General features: G+C 38.2%; 10 protein-coding genes. All 10 read right to left on the bottom strand.

Annotated features, from left to right (window positions below; translation table 11 throughout):
* Positions 1-320: 320 nt before the first annotated feature.
* The 10 genes from H1P_RS25955 to H1P_RS25915 all read right to left on the bottom strand — a co-directional run bounded on the left by H1P_RS25955 (position 321) and on the right by H1P_RS25915 (position 10,848).
* Positions 321-806 (bottom strand): hypothetical protein, encoded by a 486-nt coding sequence (locus H1P_RS25955; protein WP_144872849.1) that lies wholly within the window; start codon positions 804-806, stop codon positions 321-323.
* A 79-nt stretch (positions 807-885) separates the two neighbouring features.
* Positions 886-1,272, bottom strand: coding sequence for a RidA family protein (locus H1P_RS25950; protein WP_222427233.1), 387 nt, complete (start codon positions 1,270-1,272; stop codon positions 886-888).
* A 192-nt stretch (positions 1,273-1,464) separates the two neighbouring features.
* Positions 1,465-1,590, bottom strand: a complete 126-nt coding sequence (locus H1P_RS39985; RefSeq protein ID WP_425461554.1) for a hypothetical protein — start codon at positions 1,588-1,590, stop codon at positions 1,465-1,467.
* 143 nt (positions 1,591-1,733) lie between these two features.
* Entirely contained in the window at positions 1,734-2,522 is a 789-nt protein-coding gene (locus H1P_RS25940) for a hypothetical protein (protein WP_144872843.1), read from the bottom strand.
* A gap of 151 nt (positions 2,523-2,673) precedes the next feature.
* Complete coding sequence (locus H1P_RS25935; RefSeq protein WP_144872840.1) at positions 2,674-5,913, bottom strand: efflux RND transporter permease subunit; 3,240 nt, start codon at positions 5,911-5,913, stop codon at positions 2,674-2,676.
* A 43-nt stretch (positions 5,914-5,956) separates the two neighbouring features.
* Positions 5,957-7,555: an efflux RND transporter periplasmic adaptor subunit gene (locus H1P_RS25930; protein WP_144872837.1), complete on the bottom strand. Its 1,599-nt coding sequence runs from the start codon at positions 7,553-7,555 to the stop codon at positions 5,957-5,959.
* A gap of 241 nt (positions 7,556-7,796) precedes the next feature.
* Positions 7,797-8,276: a helix-turn-helix domain-containing protein gene (locus H1P_RS25925; protein WP_144872834.1), complete on the bottom strand. Its 480-nt coding sequence runs from the start codon at positions 8,274-8,276 to the stop codon at positions 7,797-7,799.
* Between the two features lie 353 nt (positions 8,277-8,629).
* Complete coding sequence (locus tag H1P_RS36550) at positions 8,630-8,782, bottom strand: hypothetical protein (protein ID WP_186376144.1); 153 nt, start codon at positions 8,780-8,782, stop codon at positions 8,630-8,632.
* Positions 8,783-8,830: 48 nt separating this feature from the next.
* Positions 8,831-9,421, bottom strand: coding sequence for a GNAT family N-acetyltransferase (locus H1P_RS25920; protein WP_144872831.1), 591 nt, complete (start codon positions 9,419-9,421; stop codon positions 8,831-8,833).
* A gap of 461 nt (positions 9,422-9,882) precedes the next feature.
* Positions 9,883-10,848, bottom strand: a complete 966-nt coding sequence (locus H1P_RS25915) for a hypothetical protein (protein ID WP_144872828.1) — start codon at positions 10,846-10,848, stop codon at positions 9,883-9,885.
* Between the last annotated feature and the right edge of the window lie 192 nt (positions 10,849-11,040).

Genomic DNA, 11,040 nt, shown 5'->3' with positions numbered 1-11,040 from the left:
TTTGGTCTTAGTTTCATGACTAAAGATAGCCAAAATTAAGTTTGATAATTGGGTCATCATATCATCAATTCTAAGAACTAATTCTGTCTTCAATTAATTGTTAATTTTACTGAATTTATCATGTTTTTACTCGGGATCGCGTCGTTAAAAAGAAGCACTTCATACTACTACTCTTCTTTTTTTGACTTTTATCCTTTCTTTCTTCAATTATCTGTTTTCGCTCAATTTAAGATGCGTTTGCCCTGTCTATCCAAGGTTAGAATGATTGGTTCTGTTGATAGAGGCTGATAATCAATAGTAAAAAATGCTATCGCGTTAGATTAACGATCGCGTTTTAGATCGTAAATAACTTTATCAGCTAACCAATTGGGAGAACGACCAGGATTTCTGGCTAATGTACCAGATAAAAGACGATTGGCTGTTTGTCGATCATTTACAAGTCTGAGTAATTCCTTACGTAGTTTAGGTTTAGTGCGATCGAGTAAAGGAGCATTATGGTTACTTACCGCAGGTATAGAGTTAACCAAAGAAGGTTTATAAGCGCGAGTTACATGATAACCAATAACACCAGTACCTACTGCCAAACCAGTAATACCAACAATAGTTTTAAAATCGTCTGTAGGTTCGGGATCTCTATAGCGATCGCCATAACTATCAAAATTCTGGCTTAAAATTAATTCGGTGCTATCAGATTCGTTAACCAAATTATCTTCATTGGCGCGAACGGGTAACGCCATCAAGCTACTAGCAATGCTCGTACTAATTAATGTTGTCAGGATTGTTTTTAAAGTGAATATCTTGTTCATATTGATCGATCGTCGATTTGTCTTTACATATATTTTGACGATCAAATATGACAACAAAATGTCATAGATGCGATAAAAATTAAGAATTGGGAATTACTGCAACTGCATCAATTTCAAACAACATTTCATCACTTGCCAGTCTAGGTACAGGAATAAGAGTGCTGGCTGGCTTATGATTTAACCAAAAAGATTTTCTCTGGGCAGAAATTAAACGTAGTTTTTCTTCATTGTGATTGACTGAAAGAATTGTAATTTTTACCACATCTTCTGGAGTAGCTCCTACTGCTGTAAGTGCTGTTCGTAAATTGGCAAATGCTTGTTTTAATTGAGTCGCAAAGTTACCATACTTTCCGTTTTCATCTGCCCCTCCTTGTCCTGCTATGTAAACAAGTTTTGCCCCAGATGGCACAACAACAGCTTGAGTATATCCATAGTCAGATGGATCGTTAAGTCCAGGTGGATTCATAAATTGCATTGGCAAGAGCCTCTTGATACAGTTGCTTTTCTGAGTATTTTTTCAGTCTACGAGTTATACCAATTCTTCTTCACTAGCTAGATACATAGCACATTATTTTTTCTTCAGAAAAAAGATTAAAACGATTGTTTACAATAACTCGGTGACTTTTTAATCTTTTTAAGCGATCGCCTTATTAGAAGTCTATTGTAGATACAATCCTGACACTACAAAAAAGGCAATGAGAGTTGAAGAAATCAAGCCAAAGATAATTGCCATACATAGAGGAAACCACTTGTCTTCGCTAAATGCTAGGGGAAGTAAATCGATTACTGTAGTTAAGCTGGTGGTTAAGATGGAGCGAATGCGATCGCTTTTTACTTTGAGCCAATCTACAATGACCGAAAACCAAACTTTATGATTAATTGACTGTTGCTAGTAAAAAGCGATATTATCTACTGTTTGATTAAATACTAATCATCATCAATATCTTTCACTTGAAATAGCTCATATTTTTTTTGCCAGATTCTTTCAGACATTCTTGTGTAAAGATTATCTATTTCATCTTGATTAAAAATACCTTTATCAACTAAACTCTCCATTAATATTTCTGTCATTGCCTGATTTTCCGTCATTTTATGAATTGCTTTTCCCAAAACACTACCAGGTGATAAGTTTTTATTTTTCTTACTATTTATCTCCTCTAATCGAATTTCATGCTTTATTTGATTTTCATTTTTAGACCAGTAACTTAGTCTTAAAACCATTGATCGAGGTTGATCGTCAATACCATATCTTATTACTTCAAGCTCTTCACCCATTTCGATATCGTTTTTGATCTTTTTTTGATCTTCCTCATTAACATGAACCTTGGCATTTATGTGAAGATTATCATTTTGAAAATATTCCTCATATGAATAAGGCTTAAGGATCATATCACCTATTTTTAAGGAAGTAGCTTGAAGAGGTTCAATCTCTTCAATATCAATTTTGTAATTGCATAATGGAGAATCTTGAGTATGGCTAGAAGAATAATTGCCTATTTTCCAGTATTTCACTATGTTATTAGCTTCTTTATTGGAGATTATAGAAGTTTTGTTCGCATTGCTAAGTATTGAGTTGAATTCTTTGCGTGAATTACCACCTCTGACTTTCGTTTGTATCTTTAATTTTTGTACAGTTTTTCTAGAATGTTTAGATTGATAATTACTTGTTTCTAAGATTTTGCAATCTAAAGTTACTTCACCAAAATTAAATATCATAGTTGTTAGTAACGACTAAAAGTTTAAGATTAAATGCTCAGATTGAAAACTCAATATACTTGCATTCCTGATTGATGTTAACAAATGGCTAGTATAAATGCACTTATCGATCTATGTGGATTTCCGCACCTTGATTCCACAGCCCCACATTTTAACTCTCCTGAGAGATCGCTTTATTAGAAGTCAACTGTAAATATAAACCTGGGACTACGAAAAAGGCAATCAAAGTTGAAGAAACTAGACCAAAGATAATTGCCATACAGAGAGGAAACCACTTGGCTTCGCTAAATGCCAGGGGTAATAAGCCGATTACAGTGGTTAAACTGGTAGTCAGAATCGGACGCAGGCGATCGCTCGAACCAAATGCCGCAGCATTACGAACATCCATCCCTTCTTGACGACGGGCATTCATGCGATCGACCATAAAGATAGCGTTGTTAACTACAATTCCTGTGAGAGAAATGACCCCAATCATGGCAGGGAAGGAGAAGGGAATATTAAACAACCAGAAGCCGACAAATAAACCAATGGTGGCAAAGGGGATAGTCAGCATAATGATAAATGGCTGAGTATAGGAGGCAAACTGTAAAACCAACAGGGCAAAGACTAAGAAAATAGCAACGATGAGCATGATTCCTGCCGAACCAAAGGTTTCAGAGCTGGTTTCTGCATCTCCACCAAATTTATATTGATAGCCTTGAGACCAACCTTCCTGCATTTTGTCTAGTTTGGGCTGTAGTTGAACCAAAATGTCGCTATCATAGATGCCTGTACCTGGTATATTTTTGGCTAACACAGTAACGGTACGGATTGTATTGCGATGGTTTATGGAAAGAGGGACTAAATCTTGCTTTAAGTCCAATACTGAGTCGGCAGAGATGACTTTTCCTTGCGGCGTAATTACCCGCATCATGGCAAACTCATCTTCGCGGGAAGGGCCACCCACTGCCCCATCTTGGGAAGGCCAAGCAGAACTAAGTTGAATTTTGAGATCTTCTTCGCCACTACCGATGGGAAATTCACCAATCTCCGTATCGATGAAGAGAGATCGCCCTTGCCAAGCGACTTCATTCTGACTCAAACCGTAAAAATCTAAAGCTTCTCGTCGCGGTGAATATTTGTAATCGGTTTGTAAACCGCCGAGATCGTCGCGGACATCCATTGTGCCAGGAATTTCTCTCAGGGCTTGCTGTACCTGTGCCGACATTTCCCGTAGTACGTCCATATCTGCACCGCTTAACTCTACCTGGATCGGGTCGAAAGTATCCCCTGTTTTTTGATACTGCATTGCCAGGGTAGAGTCTGGATAATTGTCTAAAATTTGGGCTAGTTCTTCCCGCAATTCCTTAACATAGATGTAAGAAGGCTTGGTGCGTCGATCTGCGGTAGTAAAGATTGCCGAAAAACCGACAAAATAATCAGCAGTTTCGGGTTTTATTTCTCCCGAACTAATTAAATCGCTTCGTTTACCGACTAACTTAATTGAACTAGCAAATACCTTATTACCATTGGGGTCGCTGTAGTTACGAATCTTGGCACCGATTTCGTCGGCAACAGCTTGAGAACGTTCAATGGTGGTAGTAGGAGCTAATTCGACATTAATACTAAGTTTGCGTTGGTCGCTGTCAGGAAAGAGAGTAAAAGATAACTGGGAAGCCAAAACTAAACTAAATACCAACAGAGCAACTGTCCCCATCGTCCAAAGACGGGCTATCTTACGATTGCGGACGGTATTATTTAAAGTCCAATTAGTAAATTTCTCCGTAGCAGTGACGGTCAGGCGATCGATAAAAGTAGCTTTGTTATCCGCCTTAACATTGCCTAGGAGAAACTTAGATAGAGGGACAATAATCAACAGGGCAATAACATAGCTGAGAACCAGACAAACAATCGCACTGAGAGGAATTAAGCGGACAAATTTACCCATCGACCCAGAGATTGCCATCAAGGGAGCCATGGCTAAAATAGTGGTTAGCTGTCCCGCTAAAGCAGGAATAGCATTAGCCCTAACGGTTTGAATTGCTGCACGATTAAAACTGAGCTTTTGGACAAAAATACCATCATGAATTCCTTCTAAGATGACAATAAAGACATCCACCATCAAACCGAGAGCCAGAATCATCCCCACCAGCACCATGTTGTTAAGGGTTTGACCACCCAACCAGAGAACCAGGATTGCCCCCAGGAAAGTTAAGGGAATTGCTAAACCTGCGATCGCTGCTTCTTTCCAAGTCAGGGCAAATAAGAGAATGATAAAGACACAAATGGAAGCTTGGAGGACATTATTACCCAGATTAAAGAGATCGTTATTGATATATTCCCCATCATTATTAATGACTTTGTACTCCATTCCTTGAGGCCAGAGATTGGGGTCTTGTTTGGTTTGCTTGATCGCGGCGAGTGAATCAGTAATGACTTTAATCGAATCTGTCCCAGGAACTTTCACCACATCCACATTAATGGTTTGGACAAACTCCTCTCCCTGCCAGCTAAAAGCAGCGCGATTGGTTTCCCGTTCTAAATCCCGTCGAACTTCCGCCACTTCCTCCAAACGCACCACTCGATTTTCATTCAGGCGAGCCACGGGTAATTGCTTCAGGTCATCCAGAGTCCGAAAACGTCCGTAAAGTCGAATCTGCCCGCCAATGGCATTATCTCGCACTCGATCCCAAGACATATCCTGATTACCAGCTTCAATCGCTTCCTTGACTTTATTAGCCGAAATACCCAATTCAATTAAGCGTGGGGGAATAAGCTGAACATGAATAACCTCTTCTCGCCGTCCCGCTAAGTCTACTTTACGAACATTCTTCACCTGTTCGAGAATGTCCTGTAGCTCTTTAGCAGCATTACTTAAAACCACAGAGTCCAGGTTTTCTCCATAAAGAGCAAGGGTTAAAACTGGAGCATCTTGTTGGGAAATCTGCTCGAATTCTGGCTGCTCTCTGTCTTCAGATTCGGGAGGCATATCAGGGGTGGCATCATCCATCTTACCCCGCAACTTTTGAATCGACTCGTTTACAGGAGCTTCCGCCTTAAACTCCACATCTACCAAGGAGAAGGAGTTAAACGAACCACTTTTAATTTTTTTAAGCCCAGGCAAACTTTTAATCTTATCCTCTAATTTATCGGTAATTCGATTTTCGATCGTCTCGGCATCTGTCCCCGACCATTCCGTAGAAATGATTGCTTTTGCCAGTTGAACGTCGGGATCGGATTCTTTAACCATGGAAAAGTAACCCATAATTCCGCCAACAAAGAGCATAAAACTCAGTAAAATGCCGAGAACTTGACGGTTAAACAGGAATTTTTCTATAGGAGAAGGCGGATTTATGCTTTTCGCTTCAGCTTTTGGGATGGGCTTAGAATCTTTTTTTGTATGAGTTTGCATAATTAATTAATTATTTGATTGATGGTTAACCTAAAAAATGTGATTAATTATTCGAGCCGACTAACCTCACCGAAGATCCATTTACTAGACGATTTTTACCATCCGTAACCACTAATTCCCCCTCAGCCACACCCGCTTTAATTTCCTGATAAGCTAATCCTTCAATTCCCAGTTCCACTGGACGTTGTTCCACGGTATTATCCCCTTCGTTGACTACAAAAGCATAGGCTTGGCGGTCGCGAATCACTAAAGATCCCTTGGGAACAACTACTGCTTTGGGGTTAGAGTCTGTGGCAATCCACACTGATACTCGTTCCCCTACCTTGAGATTTTCTTTGCCTTCCGCGATCCGAATTCTCGCGTTTACCGCCCTACCTCCAGGGGTTACGGCGGGGTTGACTGCAAAGATATCCCCTTTAGCCTGTGCCAGATCGATTAAATTTTCACTGCTTAAACCTTTAATCGAAGCTTGAGTTAAGTCTGCATCCCGAACTATATATGCAGTCTGATTAGGACGTACTTTTGACCCATCAAAAGCAGGTAATTCTAAATTAACTTCCAATTTATTGGGGTCAACCACCATCATTGGCACTGATTCCACCACCTCTTGATAGTTGCTGGTGCGAAGGACTTCAGGCGACCAATAATCTCCCTCGCGGATATTGAGATATGCCACCACACCATCAAAAGGTGCAGTCAAAACCGTATCTTCTAAAATTACATTGCTTTTATCCAGCCTGGCAGATGCGGATTTTAATCCAGATTCGGCGGTTTCCACCTGGGTTTGGGCTGCTAAAAGTTGACCTTGGGCTGCTGCTATCTGGGCTTGGGTCGCCCTAATCTGACTTTCTGCTGATTTCACACCAGCATTGGCTGCCTCTAGATTAGCTTCAGCATCTAGAAAATTAGTTTTCTTCAATTCCACTTCTCGTCGTTGGATTGCTCCTTCGGCTACTAATTCCTGATAGCGAATCAAATCGGTTTCTGCAAAGTTACGACTGGTTTTAGCTTTGCTAAGATCGGCTTTAGCTTTAGCTAAATTTTGTTCTGCTTGGGATAAATTTGCTCTTTCTGCTTCTAATCCAGCTTTTGCCTGTTGGAGATTTGCTAGAGCATTGGTAATTTCTTTTCTCGCTTCCGCTTGGCTCGCTGCTGCCACAGTTATATCTGCGTTGAGTTTGCGCTGGTCGATTCTGGCTAATAGTTCTCCTGCTTTGACAAAATCCCCTTCTCGTAAATCTTGCCCCTCAATTTGTTTAAGATAATTAATCGTGCCAGCGGTTTGAAAAGTTAAATGCTTAAAACGAACGGCAGCTACTTCCCCATTACTAAATACCCAAGCTTCAATGGGATTAATCTGCGATCGCACGGTGCGGACGGGTAAACTAGCGGGAGCAGAAACCGACCTTTGTTCTATACTTGATGGTTTTTGACTGACCGTAAAAGTTCTCCAACCTGCGATGCTCCCAATTGCTAACATTGCCAAACCAAGGAAATACCAAGGCGATTTTTTCTTTTTCTGTGCTGTATTAATGTCTGTGTTTAGACGTTCGTTCTGTGATTCTGTTAATTCTTCTTTCTGGGTTACCGAGATAGTATTTATTTCTAGTTTCTGTTTTGATTTATTATTTGCGCTATTCATAACACCTCTATTTATGACAGTTTTGTACGAATAAAAATGTAAAAATTTTGAATATTTAAAACATTTAAATTAGTAGTTTATTTGCTTATTTTATGTATTTACTATCTATTCTTTTTGCTTTTACGATCGAGATAGCCGAATAAAGTTAACAAACAAACAATTTTACCAATTATAGAATATGTTTTTCCAAAAAAAGTATTTTTTGTAACTTGAGCAATCTTTGATAGGTATAAAATCAAAATCAATTACACATTATTAGAGATTCTAAGTAGCATTTTTTAAGAGTGAGATTTTGTTGTTTTGAGAATATTATTGCTGGAGCTTTACGTTTTATTTTTCGATATTTCAAGATTCTTTTTATGGTATCTTTTGAAGCTTGGATTCCCCACTTATCTTTAGCTTTTTTAATTACTAATCCTAGGTTTTGATTGTATTGTTTTGACCAATTTATAATTTGTCTTTTCTGTGAATCGTCAAAGAGCTCTTTTCTTCCCGTCCCTGATTGGTTATAGAGACCAGCTAATCTTCTGTTAAACCAACTATTTTGCCAGTTATATATAGTTTTTCTGCTAACTGTAAAAATCTTGGCTACTTGCTCTATTTCATATCCTTGATTTATCAAGATAATAGCATGGGCTCTTTGGCGAACTTGATACTTTTTACTTTCACGATATATTCGCCAAAGTAGTTTTATTGTTTCTTGGCTTAATGTTTGATTCATTTGTCTTATCTCTTTTAAATTTGTCTCTGAATCTAAGTTTTTGTGTAATTCATTGTGCTTAGTTATTTAATTTGTAAATATCTTTCCTTGGAGATGCACAAACTCTAGCCAAGTAAAGAACTTTGCTCTATATACAATCCGTCGTAAGTAATTAGAATGCTTAGAGAAATATGATGAGAATTAACTCGGCGATTATTGCCTGAAAGGTAAAAATGTAGATAACAAATGCCAACAGCAATATCAAGAGTAGGCAAGTATATTTATTTTTAGCCAATCTCTTTAGCGGTTTCTGTTTCATGGTTAATTAATAGACCCTTTGATTTTTGCAAGAGGTCTATTAATTTTTCTCTGACTTACTCGAAATCATCAGTTCCTTGAATATGCTCGAAAGTTGATTGTATTAATCCCGATCCTAGATTGGGATGAGGATAAGTATCTGCTACAAGAAAGGTAATTAAAAAACATAGAAGAAGGCGTTCTAGTTTGATTTCCTTGATAAGAATCATGATTTTTCTCCTAAAATTTACTGGAATCGAAACCAACTTGGGGCTGAATTAGATTGACTTGGGATAGCGCACCATCGGGAAAATTACAGGGCAGTCTTCAATCTGAATAGTTTCTTGAATTTCAAAGCCGTGACGTTCGTAAAAAGCTGCACTTTTAGGATTGCAAGTTTCCAGATAAGCTATCTGATTAAAAAGATCGCACTCTCTCAACGCAGATTGTATCAATGCCGAACCATAGCCCTCGCCCTGTTTCGAGGGTTCTACCCCCAGTAAAGCCAAGTACCAATGGGGAGCTTGGGGATGAGCCTGGTTTAACTGTTCAAAGACAGTGGCTACCTTTTCTAAGTCCTGGGGTAATACAGTTTTTTTCATGTATGCAGCAAAAACATCTTGGTCGAGTTCGATGCCAGGAGAGAGCCAAAAAGCAGCCCCTGCATAATCTTTGGCGTAGTAAATGGAAAGACGATTATCGCTAGCCAACAGTTTTACCAAGCCAGGAAAACTTGCTACGTACTGCTCTTCTGATGGATAGATCCAACGTAACAAGGGGTCAGTACTAAAGGCTAACACCATTGATTTGACTATTTGTTCTAAATCGTGCTTGCCATCTAGGGAGGTTCTAATTAAAGTTGTAGTCATGATTAATAAAAAAGAATTAAGTTGTGTTGTCTTGACACTTCTTACGATACGAAAGCTTTTCTTGCTTGTCGTTGCAGTAAATGTCTGGACTTTTTTCTGAGTTAATCTCAAACAATGTCAGGTTTCTAGATTGCGATCGCCTGAGAGATTATAGTTACGTAGGCTCTAATCTTCTTGAGCCAAGGTTTTGCCAGAATGTTTGAAGGGTAATTCTTGCTACTCAAAAAAGTCTGGTAATGTCAGGTTAGATTTATAACTATTGGAAACAAAAAATTGGTAAAACAGCCTCAAAAGCTTTAGGTAATCCTGCTTGCTTCAAAACCGCATTGCCAGTAAGTCTCGATTTGATTCGCGGATCGAGATGAGTAAGTTGTCTCAAAGCGATCGGGCAAAGCCTGGCACTTCACGATTGCTGCAACGGCAACTGTAAAATAACCTATGTATCTATGTAATTGAATATTTTAATAACTAAACAATCGCTCGGCATTTTTATAATTGGTACCACACCAACCATTCCAAATTAAAATCGAATCTTCTACAAGATAAAAAGAGTTTAGAGCGTATCTTTGTTGCCAATTTATATCGCAAGCATATATTCCTTGCCATAATAGAGTTATCTCTAAATCCTTTTGTTTTACAGTAGAGATTATTTCTTCAATGTTATTTCCTAAGTGCAAATGATAAAGACTTCCGACTACAGCTTCTCGGAGACAATAAGTTACTAAAAACTCAGCTAAAGAATCACAAACATATTCCCAAGCTGTATCGCGATCGGGGTCTATCCATACAGGTGGATCGTTTCCTTCAACTTCTGTAGCACAGTGCCAAACTCCTTGATTTTCTCCTAAGAATGGTCTTTTACCTAAAATAACTTCATCTGTACTAATATTCAGAAGACTATCTTGAGTATACAAATAATCTCCATGTTCACCTGGATATTTACCAATAAATGAATAAAGATATTTCAAAGGAAGAGGAATTTTTCTAGCTGCAAGTGCTTCTAAATTTGGTTTGTATTCTACTTGTCGCTCTCCAAAAAAAGAAGATAAAAATAAATCTAGTGATTCCATTAATTCTCTAGGATTATTTTTAGTATTTAATGGCAATCGAGAGTACTTACCTAAATTTTGCATAATGGAGTGACGGTATTTCCCAGATATCTTATCTATAATAAATCCAGGAAAAACATGATTATTTACTGTATTAAAATAAAGATTTTTTTCTTTTTGCTCTCTTGCCCATCCTCTAATATCGTCCGTTTTCTTCAAACCTTGACCACTAAAATAATGACTGTAAGTATCAAATAATTTATTTATAAATTGCGGTTGCTCGAATAACAATAAATCTAAAATAGGATTGGTAAGAACTTGTAGGGGAAATCTAATAAATAAATCCGTTAATAAATTTGGTGGTGTATTAGGACTCACGGTTCGCTCAATTTAAAAATGGTCGAGCAAATAAAGACGATGAAATCAAGTCACAGTAATAATTAGAGCGATTGGAGTCAATTAGGAACTAGCTGGGGAACAAGATAAATCGATTCAGGAATGTTCATCAAATTTAAAATTTGTCTTTGAAGGGAATTCAGAGAACTGATTTCAGTAGAGCCATCAGGATAA

It is taken from the genome of Hyella patelloides LEGE 07179, from assembly GCF_900659865.1.
GTDB lineage: Bacteria > Cyanobacteriota > Cyanobacteriia > Cyanobacteriales > Xenococcaceae > Hyella > Hyella patelloides.
The sequence above is the reverse complement of the archived record's forward strand: the minus strand, read 5'-3'. Positions and strand labels throughout refer to the sequence as shown.

Coding starts and splice junctions, on each gene's coding strand:
- H1P_RS36550 (WP_186376144.1), bottom strand. CDS start 8,782: ATGATTCTTATCAAGGAAATCAAACTAGAACGCCTTCTTCTATGTTTT.
- H1P_RS25940 (WP_144872843.1), bottom strand. CDS start 2,522: ATGATATTTAATTTTGGTGAAGTAACTTTAGATTGCAAAATCTTAGAA.
- H1P_RS25925 (WP_144872834.1), bottom strand. CDS start 8,276: ATGAATCAAACATTAAGCCAAGAAACAATAAAACTACTTTGGCGAATA.
- H1P_RS25930 (WP_144872837.1), bottom strand. CDS start 7,555: ATGAATAGCGCAAATAATAAATCAAAACAGAAACTAGAAATAAATACT.
- H1P_RS25935 (WP_144872840.1), bottom strand. CDS start 5,913: ATGCAAACTCATACAAAAAAAGATTCTAAGCCCATCCCAAAAGCTGAA.
- H1P_RS25920 (WP_144872831.1), bottom strand. CDS start 9,421: ATGACTACAACTTTAATTAGAACCTCCCTAGATGGCAAGCACGATTTA.
- H1P_RS25950 (WP_222427233.1), bottom strand. CDS start 1,272: ATGAATCCACCTGGACTTAACGATCCATCTGACTATGGATATACTCAA.
- H1P_RS25955 (WP_144872849.1), bottom strand. CDS start 806: ATGAACAAGATATTCACTTTAAAAACAATCCTGACAACATTAATTAGT.